Origin of the sequence: Streptococcus sp. AM43-2AT (genome assembly GCF_003603405.1) — a bacterium.
Lineage (GTDB): Bacteria > Bacillota > Bacilli > Lactobacillales > Streptococcaceae > Streptococcus > Streptococcus ilei.
Map to the genome: position 1 here is coordinate 582725 of NZ_QTND01000001.1, position 22829 is coordinate 605553.

Here is a 22829-nt window from a genome sequence, read left to right on the forward strand (position 1 = left end):
AAATAATGAGGCTGGGACAAAAGTCCTAGCCTCTCAATTGTCTTTGGATTGTCGAGCAAGACGCAGTGGTTGACTGGGCTCTACTACGCTGATTTCATCAGCTTTTACAGCCCTACTCAACTATGCGGAGGTGGGACGACGAAATCGAATTCTAACGAATGACCGATTTCTGTCCCACTCTCATTTAACTAGCATTACAAAAATAGATTTATTAAATCTTATTAGGATACCCAAGAAGACTCATTTTAGTTTTGATCTTCTAGTCCATCCTGTTGATCTTCATAAAAAACAACTTGACCATCTTTAACTTTGAAGGAGTATCTGAGCGTGTCATCCGAATCATCTTTACGATTGGAATAATAGAAACTATAGGCACCATCCGGTAGTTTGCTAGCATCTAGCTTTTTCACAGCCTTCTTCAAGTCTTGATCCGTAGTGACAGATGCACTATCATCGACAAAAATAGTCATACGTACAAGCTCTTGATCTATCAAAGTTTGAAAAGGGATTTGATAGTAGCCGGCAAAGTCCTTCTTTCCTTCTTTGAGATTTTGCTTAGCGATGCTATCCAGGTTTTCCTCTTTTTCTTCAGGATAAAAGTTACTTAAAACGATAAAGAATTCAATTGGAAGGCCGAGAGATTGCTTCTTTATTTCCTTCTCTAGTTTTTCCTCGATATTTTTTATGGATTTCTGCTCTAAAAACACTTTCTTATAGTCCGGAAGATTAGTAATAGATGAACTTGACCAGTCATCATGAAAAGTTGCATCATGTTCCAATCGTACCGTTTGATCATCGTAAGTTTTCTCAGAGTAAGCGTAGCTTACGTGATAAGTTGGGAATTCTAGGGCAGTCCAGGACAAGTTAGTGATGGTAACTTTGCCATACAAACCAACGTGAGTAAGCTCACCGCTAACAACTTCTTTAGCCTTTTTGTAATCGCTCGATGTCATGATCTTACAACTGGTTAGGAACATCGTTAAGAATAGGATGGGAACTAGGAATAAAAAAGAATAAGGTTTGTTTTTCATAGATCTACCTCCAAAAACAGAAAACTTCCAAAAGTTGGATAGATAACGAGCAAGAACTATAGGATGAAGGGTTCTCATAATTTGAAATGCTGATCAAGGTACTCAATAATCTAGCTCTATTCTACCATTATTTACAAGGAATGTCAGGAAAAACAAAAAAAGAGGCCGGGGCAAAAGTCCTAGCCTCTCAATTGTCTTTGGATTGTTGAGCAAGACGCAGTGGTTGAGTGGGCTCTACTAGGCTGATTTCATCAACTTTTACAGCCCTACTCAACTGTGCGGAGGTGGGACGACGAAATCGAATTCTAACGAATGACCGATTTCTGTCCCACTCTCTCTCCGTCAATTATTATAAATCATCCCCGTACAGGCTTGCTCTGAAAGTTCGACAAAGCCCAGGGATTGGTAAAAGGCTAGATTCTTCTCGCTCCGTTCAGTGACAAGGAGGCGTTGATAGACATGGGGGAAAGTTGCTAAAGCCTCTTCTAAGAGTTTCTTTCCGATGCCTTGGCGCTGGTAATCTGGTCGTACCAAAAGGTCCTGCACAAAAATGATAGAGTGGCCGTCTCCTACCAAGCGAATGTAGGCTACAAGCTCTTTCACATCATAGACGGCCAATTGCCAGAGACTGGCTTTGACAGCTTCTTCTAGCATAGCTGGATTGTTGGTATAATTGGTCCAGCCGACTGAGCTGTAAAGTGCGACTAGGTCTGGCATTGCTGGAATTTCTTGTTTGTAATCGAACATCTTAACTCCTTGTTAACCAATAGTGCTGAAAGAAGGCCATATCCCGGTAAGGGGGCTCTTGGCAGACAGCCAGCTCCATTTGAAGCATAGATTTTCGCCAGCCTTCTTGGCCTTTGAAGCGATTATCCTGCAAGCCATAAAAGACTCGAATTCCTTGGTAGTCTTTGACTTCAAGGGCTAGGTCTTCTACTGCTGCATCCAGATCATAGGCCTGAGCCAAGCCCATGGAGTGGGTTTCTAGGTCCTGACCTGCTAAGAGAGCAAGCGCCTTCCGAGTATCGTTTTCAAAGACCACCGTCTGCAGGACGCGGCCCACCTCATTGTGCTTGACGATAGAGAGAAGGCCACCTGGTTTCAAGAGGCGGGTAAACTCCTTGAGAATCGCCTTGCGATCCTCTACATACTCCAAGACATTGTGGCAGAGGATGACCTCAAAGCTAGCATCTTCAAGACTTGCTAACTGGTCCAGACTTCCGACACATTGCTGGTAGGGATGATCCTGGACCCGCAAGGCCACCATTTCCTCATTAGGTTCCACAGCAAGGACTTGATTTTCTTTCGCTAGGTGATTGGCCACAAGGCCGAAGCCACTGCCAAAATCAAGGAGCCGCTTGCCTTTGATGTCCTTTAATTGCTCAAAAAGGATATCATAATAGAGTTGTCCCCAGGGTTGCTGGAGGTTTTCTAAATAGGCTTGAATATTTGCGACCATCTAGCTCCTCCTATTTATAATTGAACATCTTGCTGGCTAGCTTGTCCGAGATACGTGGAAACAGGGTATAGAGCTTGTGGGTCAGGTTCAAGAGCCAAGGAAGATTGAGCTCGCGTTTTGCTTTTCCAAAATTCTTCACAATCTTCTTGGCCACAAAATCTGGTTCCAAAATATAACGGTCCACAGCTTTGACATAGGTCCCGTCTGGATCTGCCTGGTCAAAGAAACTAGTCCGGATAGGACCTGGATTGACCGTCGTTACATAGACACCAAAGGGCATGAGTTCCAAGCGGATGGCATTGGAAAAGCCAATGGCCGCAAACTTGGTTGCTGAATAAAGGCTAGATTTAGCAGTTGCAACTAAGCCCGCCATACTGACGATGTTAACAATGTGCCCCTTGCCTGCTGTCTTCATGTGCGCACCAATCATGCGTGAAAGGTTCATCAGGGCAAAGGTATTGACTTCAAACATGGCATGAATCTGCTCATTAGTGATCTGATCAAACTCTTCAAAGATTCCATAGCCAGCATTGTTGACCAGGACATCAATCTTTCCATAGCGCTGAATCAGCTTTTCGACAAGCTTTTGGACAGCTGAGGAATCTGTGATATCAAGCCCAATGCATTCTGCCTGAGGATGGCCGGCATAGAGGTCTTCCAGTTTTTCTTGATTTCTCCCTAAGAGAATGAGCTGGTCTTCGGGGAGGAGTTTGACCATTTCCTGAGCCAGGCCTCCACTCGCTCCTGTGATGATGATGGTTCGCATCTTAGATCTCCACTTCTTCTAGGTCCTTGACCACATGGACCTTGTCAAAAATAGTCGCGGCGTCCTTGCGCAATTGGCTGACGTCCTTGGAGAGGAAGCGGGCGCTGATATGGTTGAGAAGAAGGCGTTTGGCCCCTGCTTCACGCGCCACCTCTGCCGCCTGCATATTGGTCGAGTGTCCGTGCTTCCGAGCAATCTTCTCATCGCCCTTGCCATAGGTGGACTCGTGGACGAGGACATCGGCATTGACCGCCAGTCTGACACTGGCATTTGTCTTACGTGTATCGCCCAGGATCGTGATGACCTTACCAGATCGAGGGGCTGAAATATAATCCGCAGCAATAATCTGGGTGCCATCTTCTAATGTAACGTCCTGTCCATTTTTAACCTGGCCAAAGAGCGGTCCAAATGGAACCCCTGCCGCTTTGAGCTTGTCTGCGTCGAGCGTTCCTTCTAAGTCTTTCTGCATGATGCGGTAGCCCACACAGAAGATGGTATGGTCTAAGGCCTCCGCATAGACTGTGAATTTGTCTGTCTCCATGATTTTCCCAAGTGAACCTTCATCAAACTCATGAAAATGGATCTGGTATGGGAGACGAGAGCCAGAAACCCGAAGACTAGTCAAGACAAAAGACTTGATCCCAACTGGGCCATAAATCTCTAGATCGGTCTGCTCTTCATTGGCCTGAAAAGCTCGGCTAGAGAGGAAGCCTGGCAAGCCAAAAATATGATCCCCGTGAAGATGGGTGATAAAAATCTTGCTAACTTTTCGAGGACGGATGCTGGTTTCTAAGATTCGGTTCTGCGTCCCTTCCCCACAGTCAAAGAGCCAAACTTCATTGATTTCATCCAGGAGTTTGAGAGCTAGACTAGAGACATTACGAGATTTGGACGGTTGCCCCGCACCCGTTCCTAAAAATTGAATTTCCATTGTATACTTTCTAACTAATATAGATCATAGCGGTCCGATTCTTGGTTCGAACAGCGATTTTCCCAGGGTAGGCAGTGGCTAATTGAACCAATTCGTCCTGGTTGTAACCAGATAGACGTATGGTCCCATCTGCCAGCTCTTCGAGATTCGACAAAGCTGACAATTCCTTGGTCTCGACTATCTCTTGTTCCCTAACAAGGCGCATCAAGATCAAGCCTTCCTCTTCATAGACGAGGTAGTGAGGAAAGATTTGCGCGATCTCAAACAAGAGGTCCATGCTGATGGCTTCTGCTTGCTGAGCAAATACTTGAGCCAGTCCCTTCTCTCGGTAGCAAAAACCATAGGCCTTACCCGAAAGATTGAGACGGACAAAGGGTTTCTCCTCCTCAAAGCTGGGATGTGTCTGATAGAGAGCAAAGGCCTCAGTGACTTGTTCATAGTAGTCAGTTGCAGCTTCTGGGTTCTTTTTTTGGTAAAGCTCAGCGAAGTAGGCATTGATCACACTCGGTGGTGGTGTAATAAACTGGAGCTTCTGCTCCTCTGTCAATCCCGCCAAGATCCGATCTAAATAGACCTTGTCTAGACTGGTATAGCCTCCATAGCTGAGGGCGAGGTTAAGATAATCCATGATGATAAAACTCCTCTAGTCTCCATGCATTTTTAGGGGCGATGTAGCCTGTTAAGACCTCGCCAGTCTCCTCATAGGAACGCTCGGTCAGAATAGCTATGGTCTCCAAATCATGGATCCGGTAGGCTTGCTCAAAAGGTACTTGAATCGTAAAGGGCTGGAAGAGCTCTTGCATCTTTTCAAGTAGAATGTCCTGAAGTTTAGTCCGACTATCGGGATCCTTGGCTGAAACCAGGCGGTAAGGTGTTTGAGTCGGGGTAAAGTCCTCGACCTTATCTGCCTTGTTGTAGAGGGTCAAGCGTGGAATATCCAGCATCTCCAAATCTTTCATAATCTGAAGGACTGTCTTTTCATGCTCCTCATGGTTGGGATCAGAGACATCGATGACATGGACCAAGAGATCCACATTCTTACTTTCTTCTAGGGTTGACTTAAAGCTGGTCACCAGCTCTGTCGGCAAATCCTGAATAAAGCCAACCGTATCTGTCAGGGTTACTTGTAAATTACCTGTTAGATGAATGCTCTTGGTTGTAGCATCTAAGGTTGCAAAGAGTTCATCTGCTTCGTACTGGGTCTTACTGGTCAAGGCATTCATAATGGTTGACTTCCCTGCATTGGTGTAGCCAATCAAGCCAATCTTAAAAACAGAAGATTCTAGGCGTTTTTCTCGAACCACTTCTCGGTTCTTCTCGACTACCTTGAGTTGACGCTCAATATCGGTGATTTGATTGCGGACACTCCGGCGGTTCAACTCCAACTGACTTTCCCCTGGGCCACGTGAACCAATCCCTCCAGCCTGCCGGCTGAGCATAATCCCTTGACCCACCAAACGAGGCAAAAGGTACTTGAGTTGGGCCAGATGAACCTGGAGTTTGCCTTCATGGCTCCGAGCCCGCATGGCAAAGATATCCAAGATGAGTTGCATCCGGTCGATAACCTTTACACCCAAAATTTCTTCTAAATTCACATTTTGTCGTGGGGTCAAACGATTGTTAACGACAACTGTCGAAACCTCATCAGCATCGACCATTTGGGCAATTTCTTCAAGCTTACCAGAGCCGACGAAGGTCTTACTGTCGTACTTCTCTCTCTTCTGAGTGTAGACACCGACTACTTCAGCTCCGGCTGTCTTGGCTAGACTGGCCAACTCCTCCATGGACATGTCAAAGTTTTCCATGCCTTGGAGTTCGACCCCGACAATGAGGACTCGCTCCTGTTTTTTCTCAGTTTCTATCATCTAAAAATCTTTCTATATCTTGAAGAACCCGCTCCTTAAAGCCTTCTTCTCCTATCTGGTAAAAATGGACCGTCATCCGATTGCGGAACCAGGTCAACTGGCGCTTGGCAAAGCGGCGCGTGTTTTGCTTGAGCTGCTCCAGGGCCTCTTCTAAACTTTGCTCCCCCTTAAAATAAGGGAAGAGCTCCTTGTAGCCAATCCCCTTAGCCGCCTGAACCTCAGGATGGTTATCATAGAGCCATTTAGCTTCTTCTAACAAGCCTTGCTCAACCATGAGATCCACCCGTCGGTTAATGCGGTCATACAAGGCTTGGCGATCATCGTCTAGACAGATCATATAGGTCTCATAGGCTGGAGCTTGATTTTCCAAGTCCTGACCGAAATGGGCGATCTCCAAAGCCCGCATGGCCCGTCTACGATTGATCTGCGGAATCTCCATTCCTTCTTTCGCTGCTAGCTCAAACAGTTCTTCGTCCGTAAGAGGAGACAATGACTCCCGATAGGCTAGGATATCTTCGTGGGCAACGTCCCCTCCTAGATGATAACCTTCTAGGAGACTTTGGACATAGAGACCTGTCCCTCCAGCAATAATGGGGAGATGGCCCCGTTCTTGAATCTCCTCGATGGCTTGGCTGGCTTCTTTGACAAAATCATAAGCCGAGTAGGTCTCTGTCACCTCACGGACATCGATCAGATGGTGGGGAGCCGCCGCCTGCTCTTCTGGACTAGCCTTGGCTGTCCCAATATCTAGTGTGCGGTAGACTTGCTGACTGTCCCCACTGATGACCTCGCCCTGAAAGCGCTGGGCCACCTCGATAGCAAGGGCTGTTTTTCCAACAGCGGTCGGCCCCACTATCACAATTATCTTGTTTTTCATCGTTTTTCCTTGCAAAAATCGCATTTTTTCGTTACCATATATTATAACATAAAAATTTAAAGTTCTAAAAAGGAGAAATTCTCATGGCTAAAGGATTTGGTAAAGGTTTTGTTACTGGTGTTGCTGGTACTGTCGCTGCTGTAGCAGGTGCAGTTTATACTTTCAAGAAGAAAGTCATCGAGCCAGAAGAACAAAAAGCAGCTTTCATCGAAGAAAATCGTAAAAAAGCAGCACGTCGTCGTGTATCACACTAATCAGTCAAAAAAGCTCCGGAAAACCGGAGCTTTTTTGTGTTCTTATCGTTCTTTCAACATTTTGGTCGCAAGGTCTAGCATCTCCACTGCCTTTTGGTAATGCTCGTCCAACAAATCGTAGACGGCATCTTCGGATAAGACACCACAGTAGACCTCTTCAGGAAAGTCTGGCTGATTAGAAAGTTCGACATCCTCCATATAGACCTGGCTAGTGTAGTAATCGCGAAGGGCGATATAGCGAGACTGGCCAGCTTCTACTCGTTGCAAACATGCTTCAAGCTCTTCGATTAAACCTTTGTAGGCGTTGAGATGGCCTTCCATCTCTTGGATTCGTTCGATAGGAGTCATGATTAATCCTTTCTATCTGCTAGTGAAACGACCTGTAATTGCTCGCCTCCTAGTAAGATTAAATACGATTCGATGCTGTCTATACCATAAGAGCGACGGAGGGCTTCTGCGTAGAGTTCCAGTTGGGCTTGGTAGCGATCTAGCAAGTCCTGAGGGTTGCGGTAGCGGTCTGTCTTGTAGTCAAAGAGAAGGATCCGATCTTCTAGAAGCAGGTAGCCGTCCAAGATCCCCCGGACTACAAAGTCCTGGCCACTAGTCGGATCCGTCTTGAGCATGGCAAATGGGGCTTCACGATGGACTTTGCCTGACTCCTTGAGCAAGAGTTGGCCCAAGTCAGACTGGAAGAAGGCCAGGACCTTTTTGAGGTCGATTCGCTCCTTGACAGCTGGGCTGGCATTGACCTCTTGGAGAACCATTGTTAAGCTCTCCATCGTTGGAACTGTCGTCAATGGAATTCGTTGCATCAGTTCATGCAGGGCACTACCGACTGCTGCCCCTGTCACAGCTTCTTCCTTGCCAAAATTTGGAAACTCAAAGCTTGGTAAGGGAACGTCCGCTTTTTCCATGAGATCCACTCCTTCGATATCTTGGATGGGTTCATAGAATTTTTTGATTTGACTTGGGGTCCGCACACTAGGCAGTTGGATAGCTGCTTGGTACTGGGTGTTGAGCCGGTCCACAGATTCTAAGACATCCAGGGCACGCCGAATCTCTTCTGATTGGCGGTTGTCCTTCAGGTCATCGACTGGGAGGGACGTCTTCAACTCCAAGTGGCCGATTTGCTCCGGCGTCAAGTCTTGGTCGGTCACAAAATGAGTCTGATAGGCTAAGTGTTGCTGGGCAAAGACTGCCTGAATGGCATAGAGCCAGTCTTGGAAACAATTGATCTCCTTCCGAAGAGCTGGGCTCAAGCGTCCATTGACACTGGCTCCCCATTTTCTCTCTTCCAGCTTATCCTGCCGGCCCTTACCGACAAGATAAAGCTTACGCTCTGCCCGGGTCATAGCGACATAGAGGAGACGCATCTGCTCCGACAAGGCTGCCAGACGAATTTCCTCGACATTTCGCTGGTAAGGCAGGGTCTCAATGACCAATCGAACCGCCTCAAGAAGTCCCTCTTGATCAGACTCGACAGGAAGATTCGCAATATACTTGATGCCCACCCCATTTTTCCGACTGATAACGGCATTGGTAGACAGTTCTTTGCCGACAAACTTTTTATCGGTATTGAGGATAAAGACGTAGGGGAACTCAAGTCCCTTGCTCTTATGGATGGTCATGAGTTGGACAGCATCCTTAGGAACTGCCTGGGCAACATTGGCCAAGTCGTGCTGGTTTTCCAAGATCTTATCAATCATGGAGATAAAGCGAGGCAATCCCTTGAAGCTAGATCTTTCGAAGTCATTGGCCCGAAGGGTCAAGGCATAGAGATTGGCCTGCCGTTGGGCACCATTTGGCAAGGCACCCACATAATCATAGTAGTGTCGATCCTGGTAAATCTTCCAAAGCAGGTCATAGAGAGAATGCGTCTGGGCATAGTCACGCCAGGCATCCAGTGTCTCCATAAAGCGAGTGAGTTTCTCTCTTAAGCTTGAATCGATCAACTGAGGAGCACTTCCAGTCTGGTCTAAGGCATGCTGCAGTTTCTCATAGAGATTTTCTGCTTTCTTGCCTTCAACTCCCTGTAAAGCTAAGCGAGCTAACTGGTCCTCGTCAAATTCAAACATAGCTGATTTCATGAGGGCCACCAAGGGATAGTCCTGTAAGGGATTGTTAATGGTCCGGAGGGTATCCAAGAGGACCATGACCTCAACAGACTGGAGGTAGTTTTCCTCTCCCCCGTCCGCAACGATAGGAATTTGATAGGCTTCAAAGGCTGAAAGCACCTTGTCGTTACGGGTCCGAGAAGCCGTCAAAAGCGTAATATCTTTGAAGTTTACCCCTTCTTCATTGTGGAGGCGGATGATCTCCTTGATGACCAAAAGGACTTCACCTGAGGATAGGCTATCACCTTCTTGCTCCTCTTCTTCACTTGTTTCAGCTACGTCCTGACTGCCATCATAGAGCAGGAACTCCGTCTCATAAGCTGGCGTCGGCTCTTTCTTCTCCGGATTTCCCGCTATCAAGCGGTGGCTCTGGTCATAGAGAATCTCCCCAACTTCCTCATCCATTAGACGTTCAAAGACATGGTTGGTCGCTTCTAAGACCTCTACATGGCTCCGGAAATTCTCCTTGAGCAGGATCAATTTGCCATCTGCCCCTTCTTCTTGGTAGGCCTTAAACTTGTCATTAAAAATCTGAGGATCAGCCTGACGGAAGCGGTAGATAGACTGCTTGATATCTCCCACCATGAAGCGGTTGTGGCCATTAGACAAGAGCTCCAACATCCGCTCTTGAGTGTGGTTGGTATCTTGGTACTCATCGACCATGACCTCGTGGTAGCGCTCCTGATAGAGACTGCGGATATGAGGAAATTCTTCAAGAATCTGGATGGCAAAATGGCTGATATCGCCAAATTCAAAGGCATTTTCCTGCTTCTTGCGCTCCAAATAGGCAATCGAGAAAGCTTGGACAAAATCCCTGAGCAAGACTAGCAAAGGCAAGGGTTCATCCTTGAAGCGAATCTGATAGGTTAGTTGGTAGTGCTGGGAAGCTGCTGCCCGCAAGGCTTCGATGCGTTCTTTGCGTTCGTCATTAAAGGCAGTCGCTAACTCTCTCAGGTCTTCTTTTCGTGTCGTGATGGTCAGGCTTCGTCCTCCACTGGCACGGGAGATCAAGACCACCCGCTCCAAGACTTCAAAAATCGCTTCCTGGCTGGATTTCTCATTGAGACGAGCAATCAAGTCTTGAATAGAGGTGACATTTTCTTGGTACTTGGCCCCTGAAAATGCTTGTCCTTCGTTAGCCAGATGGAAGCTAAAGAAAGATTCCAATTCAAAGAGTTGTTCTTTGACCTTTTGGGCTAACTGGTCCAAGGCTTCATCATAGTCCAGATCCTGATAGCCTTTGAGGAAGGACTCCTCCAACCAGGCGAGAGGATCCGCAGTGGATTGCAAGAAGTCTACTAGGGCGTATACCTGGTCCTTAAAACCTGCTAGCGACTTACCCTTTCCTGTGAAGTTCTTAACCAAGCGACTAAAGAGGCGTTCAGGCCCTTGCTCCTCATAAAACTGCTCAAAGACTTGCTCGAAGCAGTCATTCTTGAGTAAGGACTGCTCACTAGCACTTTGGAGGATACGAAAGGTCGGCGAGAGGCCTAATAAATAGCTATATTTGGAGACCAGTCGCTGCGTGAAGGCATCCATGGTCCCGATATCACTAGTTGGTAATTCTGCAATTTGTTGGGCCAGGTGGTGCTTGAGCTCCTCGTCCTTGGTAGCCTTTAGGCTCTTCTCCAACTCCTTTTCCAAGCGTTCCTTGAGCTCAGTCGCTGCCTTGACCGTAAAGGTTGAGATAAACAATTGCTGTATGGAAATCCCTCGGTGCAATTGATCCAGGATCCGTTGGACCATGACAAAAGTCTTCCCAGAACCGGCCGAAGCTGAGACTAGGATATTGGTTCCTGACGAATAGATAGCTTCTATCTGCTCAGGTGTCCGCTTTGGTTCCTTATCAGACTGGGCCTCCTGGACTTGGAGGTCTTGAATCTGGCTGGGATTTAAAAATTCAATTGGTTTCATTGATTCAATTCCTCCTTCATTTTTTCTATCCAGGCCTGGCGGAGCTTGTCCCCGACTGGGCGTTTCTCGTAGTGACTTGGATCCAATTTCTCCAAGAAGCGGGCTTGTCCTAGGTGGAGATTGGCTTCAAATCCCGTAATCGATTTGTACTGTTCTACATAGGGAGCAATGCTTCTCCCATTTTCAGTATAAGGGTTGATCGCAAAGTTACCCGACAAGATCCCTTCGGCTGCTTGTTGATAGAGGTGGGCATTGTAAAGCAAGAGCAGGTCTAGCTCTTCTTGACTCAGGAGCATAGCCTTGTTTTTCTCATAGTTCTCGTCAAGTTGGCTGGACTGATCTACCAAGAATAGACCCTTGTATTGTTGGGTCTTTAGAACGGCTTGGACAGCATCATCGACCGCCTTGGTATCCTTAAGAGGCACCAAAGGATCCACCATCTGCAAGTACATGGCTCCAAAGATCCCCTTGTCAGGATCAAAGGCCTGAAAGTCTTTGATAGCAGAGAGATAGGTTGGCAATTGGGAGTTGAGACCGTTAAAGAACTTCTCAAAGTTAAACTTGGTCTCACTGGACTTGTAGTCCACCACTCCCAAAGCTCCTGTGTCAGACAGCCGGTCAATCCGATCGACCTTGCCCTTGACCAAGAGCGGACGACCATCTTCTAAGGTTAAGAAGGGACGATCTGCCTGACCGAAGAGAGCTTCTTCTCCAATGGTTTCAATGCGATCATTGTGAGCAAGTACACGTCCAGTTGCTCGAGCTGTATCCAGGAGCAATTCTTTTGAAAAGGCAGCCATGGCATTCTCCTGATAAAGGAGGGCAAACTCTGTCTCCTGGCTGGTTTCGCGGATGGCCTTGTTCAAGCGCTCATCAAATGTCTCTTCTGAAGGATCTTTCAACACCCGTTCAAAAATTCGGTGCAAGAAGTTTCCATGGCTTCTCGCATCTGGTCGCAAGTGCCACTCCTCCTGCAAACCTAGGACATAGTGGAGATAATAGCTGTATTGGTTTTGGAAGTAGGTGTTGAGAGCTGAAGCAGATAAAGTCAGAGCCTGACCTTTTGGATAAAGGACCTCAAGGGTCTCATCCTCTAGTACCTTGGTCGTCAAGCTTTGGCTGATTTGCGGGATGTGCAAGCCTTCTGACGCCAATTTCTTCCGAAGGACACGAATGGCAACTGCCCAGAAAGTCGCTTCTTCCTTGCTCAACTCCTGGTCAATTTCTCCCTGGTGCAATTCAATCAATCGAGCTAAGAGGGCCTGGTAAGACCCCATATCTTGACTAGAGGCTGTTGCCTTCTTCGAAATGACAGATAAATTGAGGGGTGCCTTGGTCAGCTCGAGCAAGTAAGGGGACATCTTGTCATCCACCTCGTTGACAAGGATAGGACTGGACAAGACTAAGTGTTTGGTGGCTGCATTGAAGAGGGACAGGGCGACGAAGCGATTCTTCCGTAAGTTGTCCTGACTGGCAATTTGAAGATTGGCCTGTTGGTCTGAAGCTTGGTTCAGGACCTGACGCTCCTCATCCGTCAGCAAGGATTGGTCCTTGGCAATCTTAGGGAAACGCTCCTGGGTCAAGCCAATGGCATAGACATAAGGAGCTGATAAGGGCTCAATCAAATCATAGGACTGGACTGTCACTACATCCACAGTCGCTGGGACCGTTCGATAACTTGCCAACAAGATCCCTGACAAGAGAAGGCTAAGAAAATCATCTAAGGTCACCTTGATTTGATCAAAGACCTGGGCAAATTGTTCTAGCACATGGCTAAAGGACTTCCAGACCTGGTCATAGCGTTCTATTTCCTGTTCAGAGCCACGACTGGCTAACTGTTGCATGTTTTGCGCCAACTGGGCATCTTGACAAAACTGGGCAAACTTTTTCACTAGGCCCTGGCTGGTCTGGCTCTTGGTCTTGTAAAAATCCTGCAGGGGATTGATGACTTGCTGGCGAATCTGGTTGAGACGCTCTAGATCAAATTTGTCCTGGTGGTTGGCTGTAAAGTCACGAGAAAAGGCAGCCAGGCCCTTGATCTCCGCAAAGCGAACATATTGTTCGAAATGGTCAATGTCCTCTCGTGTTAGCGTCCCATAGAGCCCCGTCTTCAAGAGATTGACCACATCCTCGGTCAAAAACCGATAGCGACGAAGACGGTCCAAGGATTCCACCCATTGGACCAGGGGATGCTGGGACATGGACTCACTCTTTCCAAGATAAAAGGGAATCTGGTACTGGTCAAAGATGGTCTTGAGCTGGAGCTGATAAGCATCCACATCCCCCAAGAGGACTCGAATATCTTTGTAACGAGCGCCCTCATACAGGTGCTGACGAATGGAGCGGGCTACAGCCTCAAGTTCTTCCTTTTGATGGTTACAGGTCCAAATCTCTACTGCTTCTCTGTCTTGATCAGACAGCTCACCTTCTACCTCTGTAAAGTCATAACGAGCTTCCAAGATCCGCGTTATACGACTAAAGGCATCCTCTTTTCCTTGACCGACATAGCTTGGCGTGACCTGGTAGGTCCTAGCCAAGTCTAGCAGGAAGTCCACACTGGCCTGGTAGAGGTTTCCTTCACGAAAGGTCGAGCGATAGGCTTTCTCACTGGCGTATGCCCCAATAATGATCTCTACGCCCTTGTCGTGCAGTAAATGAACCAGGTAGTCCTCCTCGGCTGAGAAACGGGTAAAGCCATCAATCACTAAGGCCAAATCCTTTAACTCCTCATCCAAATCTCCCTTGATAAGATGAGAGGCAAAACTAGCCAACTTAGACTCAGACTCAAAAGAACCTGCAACTAACTGGTCTTGAACAGCCTTCAAGATATGGACCAAGTCTTCTCTCTTCTCCTGATCTGGCAAGGCATCCAAGTCGGATGCTGTCATCTGGGCTGTCTGCAACTCATGAAAGAGCTGGATCAATTGTTGGATAAACTGGGGATCCTTCTTAAGACGGGCATAAACCTTGAGCTCTTCATCCAGCATCTGAGAAAGCACCTTAAAAAAGAGCATGCCAAGACCGATATCATCTAGCGCTTGCTGCTGGTGGCTTTCATTAAGTGTAAAATAGCGTGCCATCTGAGCAAAGCGCGTAATGGTGATGGCAAAAGAAGCCTTCTGGTCTAGGAGTTGCAAAACTTTGCGCTCCTTCTCAAAAGATAGAGAGTTGGGTGCGATATAAAAGACCCGCTTCCCTTCTTCAACCAATCGATTGGCCTCATCCACCAAGACCTGGGTTAAAGGGGTTCGAATATCTGTATAGACTAATTTCATAATGTTATGATTCCTGTAAAATGATAGTTCTATTATACCATCTTTGCGCCTTTTCTACAGGGATTTTCCCATCATTAAAGAGTTTCAGAGCAGATAAAAAACTGGACAAAACGTCCAGTTTTAGAATGCAGACTAACTATTTTTTCATAAAATGGTTAGATAATTTTTTAAAGTCTTTATATATTTTTGAGTCATTTAAACAGAACTAAAACTTTCCGCCGTGAGAAAAGTTCCTGAAACGCAATTGTTTCAGGAACTCGGAATTATTGAGACCTTAGGCTCAATAATTAGTCATGGAACTTCTACCAAGTTCGCTGACGTCCGTACTCACCTTAGGAAAGTTTTTAAGAAGACTTTATCTTAAATATGAAACCGGACAAAACGTCCAGTTTTTCAACTATGTTATTAAGTTCCCCAGTTGATTAAAAGATAGAGTATGCTAGAGCCAAACATATCGGCCAAAGCATGCATGAGGAAGAAAGGTAAGAGGTTTTTGATCACCTTCTTGTAGAGAACATAGTAGAAGAGTCCATAAATAACTCCAATAACCACTGCCCAAAGCAAACCTTGATAGGTATGGAAGGAGATCCGAATCAAGATCGAATAAGCTAGCGCCAACCACTTGTACTTGTCATTAACAGATGTCATGACTCCCAAGAAGAAGAACTCTTCGTAGAAGCCATTGAGCAAGGCATAGGCAATTGTCATGGGACTAAGCGCTAAGAACTTGTGGATAATCTGCATGGGATCGATATAAGCGAGGAGATTGATATTGAAGTAATCATACTCTCCACTCACCGTTGTCACGATATCCCCAAATAGCCCAACAATGGCAAAGATCAAAGGTACCCAAAAGAGGACGGACCATTTAAAACGAATCGGTAGCTGTTTAAAATCAAAATTCCGGAGAAGTAAGTAGGCAAAGGCGAGAGTTAATAAGATGATCTGCAGGGTAAAGTTGCTCGAGTATGCTGCCCCATCCCTAGCTGTTTCAGTCGTCGTTTCTGCTACACTGGTCACCGTTTGAGCAACTGGTTGAAGACTGGCAAGGAAGAGTTCTGTAGACCATACAATAAACTGCCCAAACATGATCGCAGTCACAATAGCGATATCAAACCACTTAAGCTCTTTTAAAGGCTTTTCAGGTCGTATCAACTTTAAAATTTTCATCATTCATCCTTCTATTCCCATAATGGAAGTGTTTTTGATAGTTCTACTATAGTAGAATATGCTTAAAGAAACTTTAATTCTTAGTTAGTAATAAAATCATATCAGTAAAAAACGACCATTTGGCCGTTTCTATATTTCTATTCTTCTAAGAGGTCTTGGATTCTATCCAGATATTGGTTGTCTGTCACCGCCATCACGCGCACCCCTTCTGGCCAGATAAAGTCGGGACCAATCTGACTTCGCAAAGGCTGGTCTTCCGCATCTCGATAGCCAATAATATTGAGTTGATATTGGTCTCTGATTTCCAAGTCTTGGATGCTTTTTCCTACCCAGCTAGCTGGAACCGTAAACTCGACCACCACCACTTCTTCATCCAACTGGAAAACTTCAATCCCATGTTGGAAGAGAATCATCTTGGCTAGGGACATTCCCGCTTCCACCTCTGGTAGGATGACCAAATCAGCCCCAATTTTCTCAAGGACTTCCTTGGTCACTTCATTCTTGACCTTGGCAATGACATGCTCGACGCCAAGTGACTTACAGTGCATAACAGCCAGCACACTGGACTCCAGGTTTTCACCCGTCGCGATCACGACTGTGTCACAGTTCCCAATATCTGCTGCATCCAAGAGGTCCAACTCCGTAATGTCTCCAACAATTCCAGTTGTAATCATGGATTCATACTGATTAATCACATCTTCGTGATCATCAATTGCAATAATATCCACATCCTGGTCCTGTAGGGTTTTCAGGACACTCTGTCCAAAAATTCCTAATCCTAAAATTCCAATGGTTCGATTCTCCATAAGTTTCTCCTATCCGATAATGATGTCTGCCTTGGCATACTGCAAGGTATCTGCTTTCTTGGCTTGGTAATTGTTCAAGCTAACCATGAGGGTCAAAGGACCAATCCGTCCGATAAACATGAGGACCATGATAATGCCTAGTCCAGCTCCATTTAAGGTTGAGGTTACATTGGCGGTCACTCCCACTGTCGCTAGAGCGGATACCACCTCAAAGACCAAATAAATAAAGCGTTGGCCATCCGGCGTCACCAAACAGATTCCTAATAGCCCCACTAAGAAGGTCAACTGGAAAATCACCGCTGTCCCAAAGGAACGTTGAACAATGTCTGGTGAAATCGTACGTTTTCCTAAATTGGTATGTGGTAGCCCCAATAGTTCCTTCCGAGCCAGGAGCAAGAGGACCAGGAAGGTTGTGATCTTCATGCCCCCTGCTGTCCCACCTGGTGCTCCACCTAAAAACATCTGCAAGAGATAGACGAAGAGCGTCACTGGCCGGACTGCTGTATAATCTAAGGAAGCAAAACCAGCTGTCCGCATGCTGACGGTTTGGAAAAAGCTGACTAAAATTTTCTCTCCTAAGGGGAGGGACCCAATGGATGCCGGATTATCAAACTCGGTCAAGAGACTGGTTACTGTCCCAAAGAGGAGGATCGCAGCTGTTAACCAGAGAACCACCTTGGTATGGAAGCGAAGAGTCCGCCGTCCGGATTGATTGCGGGCCTTGGTAGCGAGGTCAAACCAAACCATAAAGCCCAAACCGCCTGTGATAATTAGGGCAGACAAGGTCAGGTTCACCAGCCAATCGGTCTGGAAACTCATCATACTATCGCCCCCAAAATTATCGAAGCCCGCATTACAAAAAGCTGAAATCGCGACAAAGATGGAGTTAAAGATTCCATGCCCCCAGCCGAAGCGAGGAATGAAGCGAATCATGAGGAGCAAGGCCCCCAGTCCTTCGATGGTAAAGGTGGTTATGAAAATAGAACGGACAAAACGGGCCAAGCTCTGGTTATTGCTAAAGCTAAAGCTGTCCCGGATGGTCTGTCGGTCCTTGTAGCTGAGCTTTTGACGACTTTCCATAAAGAAAAGTCCGATAAAGGTCAAGATTCCCAGGCCACCGATCTGAATCAAGAGCATACAGATTAACTGCCCCCAGGCATTGTAGGTAGAGGCTACTGATTGGGTAAAGAGCCCTGTCACACAGACCATGGAGACTGCAGTAAAAAGGTGGTCGACATAACCTGCTGTTGAGCTTGCTTGCTGGACAAAAGGCAGACTCAATAAGAGGGAGCCAATTAAGATAACCAAGAAAAAGCTGAAAAAGATCCTCCTTGCTGGAGACAGACTTTTCATCTTGGACTGCCATTGTTTAAAAAATAATTTGACTAACATAGCTTCATTGTACCATAAAAAGTGAATAGACCTACAAGTGATGAACCATTTCTAGGCACAATTCTAAGGCTTTATCGAATGCTTCAGATCCCCAATCACGCTGGTCATAATTTTCCAGGTCTGCAAGAGAATCTGCGGTAAATAGGAGCAAGCCCCAAACCGCATCACGAAGCTGGGCTACTGCTGCCAATGAGGCGCACTCCATCTCCACAACGCTACACCCTTCTTCAATGCGATAGGCTACCTTGTCAGGCGTTTCTCTATAAAAGCCGTCCGTCGTCCAAGTCATGACCTCTTGATAGGGAATGGACGCTTGTTTTAGGACCCTTTCAATGGCAGTCAGTGCTCGACTATCCACTTCGATATAACGGGAGGGTGCCACATAATGGTAACTAGCTCCCTCATCTCGCAAGGCCTTGGTCGGGATTAAAAAGGCATTTTCTTCCATGTCCACCAAGACGCCACAGCTACCTGCCGAAATCATCTTCTTCACCCCATAGCCAATCAACCAATCCATGAATTGGGCAGCAGGTGCAGATCCAACCGGCGCTTGGGCCAAGCAGATTTCCTCTCCTTGGTGCTCCATGACATAAACTGGATAGGTCTTGGTAGCTGAGATAAAAGAAGCTACTTGTTTGGCCCCAGCAGCTTTGGCAAAGCGATCAATCTCATCCTCTAAGAAAGCATAAACGCATTTTTCAGGCAAATGCAGGTCTAACCCCTCATGAGTCGGCATAATGACTGCCTGTGGGTTGTCGTCAAACTCTAAAATAGGAATTTCATGTTTATGGATCATCAGCTACCTCCAAACTTGTTTGTAACATTATATAAGTCCATCTAGCCGGTGTCAAGAAGAGATAGCGAAAAGGACGATTTCCCTTCCATGGCAACTCCCCTTCTTAACTGAATACCTTCAACTATGATATAATGGGGACAGTACAAGGGAGGAAACCAATGTTACAAGAACTAGCTTTTACAGGTCAATGGAGACACTATCAAAAACGCGTTCTCGATAAGAGTGACACTTTTATGGCGGATGGGCACCTACATTTGGTAGCGGCTCCTGGCTCTGGAAAAACAACCTTAGGTATCGAATTTATCCGGCGCTTTGGCCAGCCAACCTTGATTTTGGCACCTACGGTCACGATTCGTCAACAATGGGTCGATCGGATTGTCCAGGCCTTCTTGACGAATGAAAGCCAAGCGGAGCAATTGATTTCTCAGGACCTCAAACATCCTAAGCTGATTACAGTGGCTACCTATCAGGCCCTACACAGTGCCATGAATCAAATCGTCGGCCAATCACAAGTTGAGGATACCGATGACCAGGCAGAGATTGAAACCTTTGATTTTAAAGGCTTTGATATTTTTTCTACCTTTAAAACGATTTCACTCGGGACCCTTTGTTTGGATGAATGTCACCACCTTCGCAATGAATGGTGGAAGAGCTTGGAAGCCTTTCGTCAAGCCTTCCCTGACTTAAAGATGATCTCCCTCACTGCTACCCCTCCCTATGAAGGGGACCCTGCCCTTTGGGAACGCTATATCCGCATGTGTGGCGAGATTGATGAGGAAATTACGGTTCCCGAATTGGTCAAGGAAGAGACCCTTTGTCCCCATCAAGACTATGTCTACTTTGCCTTTCCAACCAAGGAAGAGCAGGCTCAGTTGGATGCCTTTAGCCAACAAAAGAATGCCCTCTTGCAGCAACTGACTTCAGACCCCCTCTTTTGTCAATACCTGCAAACCTGCCAAGCTTTATCTGGTCAGATCAGTGATGATGAATTGCTCAATGAGCCCAAGTATCTCTCTGCTACCCTGATCTTTCTTCGGAGCAAGGGAATCGCCTTTCCCCAACGTTTCCAGGATCTTCTAGGAGCAAAAAAACTTCCTGCTTTCACCCTAGACTGGCTTGAAATTCTCCTGCAAGGTCTGCTCTTTCAGGTGCCTCACTGGTACAATCTACCAGAAGAATACGAAAAGCAACTCCTCCATGAATTAAAAGCAGCGAGCTTGATCGATCGAAAACAAGTCAAACTGGTCCGCAACAAAAAACAGGATCTCCTGCTGAACCAATCCCTGGGAAAACTCAATGCGGTTCGAGAGATTTTCAAGGCAGAATATCAGGCTCTTGGAAGCCAACTGCGCCAACTGGTCTTAACAGACTACATTCGTCAAGACTTTGAAGTTCATCTAGGGGACAAGGACGCCCAATTCACTCAATTGGGAGTGCTCTCGTATTTTGAATCCATTCGCAGAGAAAGCCTAGAGCTAACTACTCCACCTGCCATCGCTGTCCTAACAGGTAGTATCGTCATCATCCCGACAGTTGCTAAGCCAAGACTAGAAGAGCTTCTAGGAGCGAATCGGCTGACTTACCAAAGTGTCGGCCAATTATCCCCTGATGATTTTCTCAAGGTTCGCTTGGTTGGCTCTCAACATGATTTAGTGACAGCTGTAACCCAACTCTTCCAAGAGGGGCTCATCCAAGTCGTGATTGGAACCAAGTCTCTTCTAGGAGAAGGCTGGGATGCTCCTTGTGTCAACTCCCTGATTCTAGCTAGCTTTGTCGGGAGTTTTATGCTCAGTAATCAAATGCGAGGTCGTGCCATCCGAGTGTGGCCCGAAGAGCCAAATAAGACCAGTAATATCTGGCATTTAGTCTCTATCAATCTTTCCCTAAAGAGATGGTATGAAAAGTCAGATCTTGAAAAGGAAGAAATTGAAGCTATCACTGATCAGCTGAAACAATATAGTCCTGATTTAGAGCTCTTAGAGAGACGGATGAAGCAATTTTTAGGCCTCCATTACAAGGAACCTTTCATCGAATCCGGCATTGAACGTTTGGCCTTTGATCAGATCCGCTATACTAAAAAACACTTAGAAAAACTGAATGAAGAGACCTTAGAGCGCTCCACCCATCGTCAAGAACTCAGAGATAGCTGGCAAAAAGCCCTTCCTATTTTAGAGAATATGGAGATTGCAAATGAGGTCCAAGTGGACAAACACTTCCTACCTCTGGCTCTATTTTTCGATGCTAGAAAGCTGGCACGGTGGCTTACGGCCGGCGCTTTGACCGATGCTTTCGCCAACCTTATTTACTATTCACATAGAGGAGGAAGGAATTCAGCTTCTCTGATTCTTCTCTTCTTCTTAGCTGTTCTCTCACTCCTTGCTTGGCTTCGCTACTATCTCTATAAGAGTCCTTACAAACGCTTAGAAGTCTTTGGCCAAGCTATTCACAAAGTCCTGCTTCTTTCGGGACAGATTCAAACACAGGAAACCCGCATCCAAGTAGTACGAGACAGAAAGGATGCTATCAACACGCTGATTTATTTGAAGGGCGGAACCATGCGGGAGAAGGAACTCTTTTCGCAAACCATGATCGAATTTTTCGCACCAATTGAAAATCAACGTTACATCCTGAAAGCACAGGAAAAAGTGTCCGATCAGACAGAATATTTCGCTGTACCAAGCCTCTTTGACAAACGGAAAGAGGATGCGCAAGCCTTTCTTGAGCAGATTCGAAAAAGCTTAGGTAAGTATGACCTCATCTATACCCGAAGCGCTGAAGGCCGTGCTATTCTTTTAGATGCACGCATCAAGGCACTTGCCAACAAACAAGAGCGCACCTTCACCAAGAAGCAAGTGATGTCAGATTTGAAATAAGAGTTCATTTAACTAAAAAGAGGCTGGGACAAAAGTCCTAGCCTCTCAATTGTCTTTGGATTGTCGAGCAAGACTCAGTGGTTGAGTGGGCTCTACTACGCTGATTTCATCAGCTTTTACAGCCCTACTCAACTGTGCGGAGGTGGGACAACGAAATCGAATTCTAACGAATTACCGATTTCTGTCCCACTCTCTTTTCGTTATTCAATCACAATCATAGCCTTAATTGTCTTGCGTTCATCCATATCTTTATAGGCTTGATCAATTTCGTCCAAGCTATAGCTATGGGTGAAGACGCGTCCTGGATTGATGTCGCCATCAAGGACAGCCTTGAGCAAGAACTGCTTGTCATAGGTAGTGACAGAGGCTGCTCCACCTGCCACGGAAATGTTTTGGGCAAAGGTTGATCCAAGCGCACGATTATTATAGTGAGGCACACCTACAAAACCTAAACGCCCCCCATTGTGAAGGACCCCAAGGGCTTGATCGACAGCTGCTGCAGTACCAACACACTCGAGGGCGGCATCTGCTCCTCCTCCAAGGATTTCACGAACCTTGGCAATTCCTTCTTCACCCCGCTCTGCTACAACAGCTGTTGCACCAACTTCCAAAGCCATTTGTTGGCGGTCTTCGTGACGGCTCATGAGGACAATTTGCGATGCTCCTCGCATCTTAGCAGCAATCACAGCACATTGACCCACAGCTCCATCCCCGATGACCACGACTTTGTCACCTGGTTTCACATCTGCGACACGCGCCGCATGGTAACCCGTCGGCATAACATCTGCTAGCGTCAAGAAGGATTTAAGCATGGCTTCGGTATAATCAGACGGTTGCCCCGGGATTTTGACGAGAGCCCAGTTGGCATAGTCGAAGCGCATGTACTCCGCTTGCACCCCGTCAGACCAGTTGGTCCCAATATGGCGGTCACAGGTCCCATCATAGCCAGCACGACAAGCATCACACTCCCCACAGCCATGGGTGAAAGGCGCAATCACAAAGTCACCCGGTTTCACCGTTGTAATAGCTTCTCCGATTTCTTCGACGATCCCAATGGCTTCGTGACCACTATTTTGGTGGCCCTCTTCAATATCTGGATTGCGGTAGCTCCATAGATCAGAGCCACAGACACAGGTGCGAACGATGCGGAGAATGACATCATCTGGTGCTTCTATGTGTGGACGCTCCACTTCTACAAGGCCCACTTGCCCAGCTTTTGTATAAACTGTTTTCTTCATAGGAACAACCTACTTTCTATTGCTTACTTACCTATAATATACACTTTTTATCGAGCTCTAGCCCACTT

General features: G+C 46.5%; 18 protein-coding genes. 2 read left to right on the forward strand and 16 right to left on the reverse strand.

Features of this window, described 5'->3' with window-relative positions:
- Positions 1–245 precede the first annotated feature (245 nt).
- From DW930_RS10515 to miaA, 8 genes are all read right to left on the reverse strand, one after another.
- Positions 246–1031: a hypothetical protein gene (locus DW930_RS10515; protein ID WP_174705358.1), complete on the reverse strand. Its 786-nt coding sequence runs from the start codon at positions 1029–1031 to the stop codon at positions 246–248.
- A gap of 342 nt (positions 1032–1373) precedes the next feature.
- Positions 1374–1778 (reverse strand): GNAT family N-acetyltransferase, encoded by a 405-nt coding sequence (locus DW930_RS02935; RefSeq protein ID WP_120702024.1) that lies wholly within the window; start codon positions 1776–1778, stop codon positions 1374–1376.
- A 1-nt stretch (position 1779) separates the two neighbouring features.
- Positions 1780–2490, reverse strand: a complete 711-nt coding sequence (locus DW930_RS02940; protein ID WP_120702025.1) for a class I SAM-dependent methyltransferase — start codon at positions 2488–2490, stop codon at positions 1780–1782.
- 10 nt (positions 2491–2500) lie between these two features.
- Complete coding sequence (locus DW930_RS02945) at positions 2501–3256, reverse strand: SDR family oxidoreductase (protein ID WP_120702026.1); 756 nt, start codon at positions 3254–3256, stop codon at positions 2501–2503.
- A 1-nt stretch (position 3257) separates the two neighbouring features.
- Complete coding sequence (gene rnz, locus DW930_RS02950) at positions 3258–4187, reverse strand: ribonuclease Z (protein ID WP_120702027.1); 930 nt, start codon at positions 4185–4187, stop codon at positions 3258–3260.
- A 10-nt stretch (positions 4188–4197) separates the two neighbouring features.
- Positions 4198–4815: a cystathionine beta-lyase gene (locus DW930_RS02955; RefSeq protein ID WP_120702028.1), complete on the reverse strand. Its 618-nt coding sequence runs from the start codon at positions 4813–4815 to the stop codon at positions 4198–4200.
- A complete protein-coding gene (hflX, locus tag DW930_RS02960) occupies positions 4802–6052 on the reverse strand; it encodes a GTPase HflX (RefSeq protein WP_120702029.1) in 1251 nt (416 codons plus the stop codon). The genes DW930_RS02955 and hflX overlap by 14 nt, the downstream gene beginning before the upstream one ends.
- On the reverse strand, positions 6039–6929 hold the full coding sequence (gene miaA, locus DW930_RS02965; RefSeq protein ID WP_120702030.1) for a tRNA (adenosine(37)-N6)-dimethylallyltransferase MiaA: 891 nt from the start codon (positions 6927–6929) through the stop codon (positions 6039–6041). The genes hflX and miaA overlap by 14 nt, the downstream gene beginning before the upstream one ends.
- An 83-nt stretch (positions 6930–7012) precedes the next feature.
- Here miaA and DW930_RS02970 point away from each other — a divergent pair, with 83 nt between their 5' ends.
- The gene (locus DW930_RS02970) at positions 7013–7183 is read left to right on the forward strand and encodes a DUF3042 family protein (protein WP_003002781.1); all 171 of its coding nucleotides are present in this window, start codon (positions 7013–7015) and stop codon (positions 7181–7183) included.
- A 42-nt stretch (positions 7184–7225) separates the two neighbouring features.
- On the opposite strand, the gene DW930_RS02975 is transcribed toward DW930_RS02970, so the two are convergent.
- From DW930_RS02975 to DW930_RS03005, 7 genes are all read right to left on the reverse strand, one after another.
- The gene (locus DW930_RS02975; RefSeq protein WP_120702031.1) at positions 7226–7531 is read right to left on the reverse strand and encodes a DUF4298 domain-containing protein; all 306 of its coding nucleotides are present in this window, start codon (positions 7529–7531) and stop codon (positions 7226–7228) included.
- A gap of 2 nt (positions 7532–7533) precedes the next feature.
- Complete coding sequence (addA, locus tag DW930_RS02980) at positions 7534–11211, reverse strand: helicase-exonuclease AddAB subunit AddA (protein ID WP_120702032.1); 3678 nt, start codon at positions 11209–11211, stop codon at positions 7534–7536.
- Complete coding sequence (rexB, locus tag DW930_RS02985; protein ID WP_123159284.1) at positions 11208–14486, reverse strand: ATP-dependent nuclease subunit B; 3279 nt, start codon at positions 14484–14486, stop codon at positions 11208–11210. Before rexB ends, addA begins: the two co-directional genes overlap by 4 nt.
- 405 nt (positions 14487–14891) lie before the next feature.
- Positions 14892–15656 carry a CPBP family intramembrane glutamic endopeptidase gene (locus DW930_RS02990; protein ID WP_120702034.1) on the reverse strand — a complete coding sequence of 255 codons (765 nt, stop codon included), beginning with the start codon at positions 15654–15656 and terminating at the stop codon, positions 14892–14894.
- Between the two features lie 137 nt (positions 15657–15793).
- Positions 15794–16462: a TrkA family potassium uptake protein gene (locus DW930_RS02995; RefSeq protein ID WP_120702035.1), complete on the reverse strand. Its 669-nt coding sequence runs from the start codon at positions 16460–16462 to the stop codon at positions 15794–15796.
- A 9-nt stretch (positions 16463–16471) separates the two neighbouring features.
- Entirely contained in the window at positions 16472–17854 is a 1383-nt protein-coding gene (locus tag DW930_RS03000; RefSeq protein WP_120702036.1) for a potassium transporter TrkG, read from the reverse strand.
- A gap of 31 nt (positions 17855–17885) precedes the next feature.
- Positions 17886–18650, reverse strand: a complete 765-nt coding sequence (locus DW930_RS03005) for a nucleoside phosphorylase (RefSeq protein ID WP_120702037.1) — start codon at positions 18648–18650, stop codon at positions 17886–17888.
- 158 nt (positions 18651–18808) lie between these two features.
- On the opposite strand from DW930_RS03005, the gene DW930_RS03010 reads away from it, so the two are divergent.
- The gene (locus DW930_RS03010) at positions 18809–21523 is read left to right on the forward strand and encodes a DEAD/DEAH box helicase family protein (RefSeq protein ID WP_120702038.1); all 2715 of its coding nucleotides are present in this window, start codon (positions 18809–18811) and stop codon (positions 21521–21523) included.
- Between the two features lie 200 nt (positions 21524–21723).
- On the opposite strand, the gene DW930_RS03020 is transcribed toward DW930_RS03010, so the two are convergent.
- Complete coding sequence (locus tag DW930_RS03020; RefSeq protein ID WP_123159285.1) at positions 21724–22761, reverse strand: alcohol dehydrogenase catalytic domain-containing protein; 1038 nt, start codon at positions 22759–22761, stop codon at positions 21724–21726.
- Positions 22762–22829: the final 68 nt, after the last annotated feature.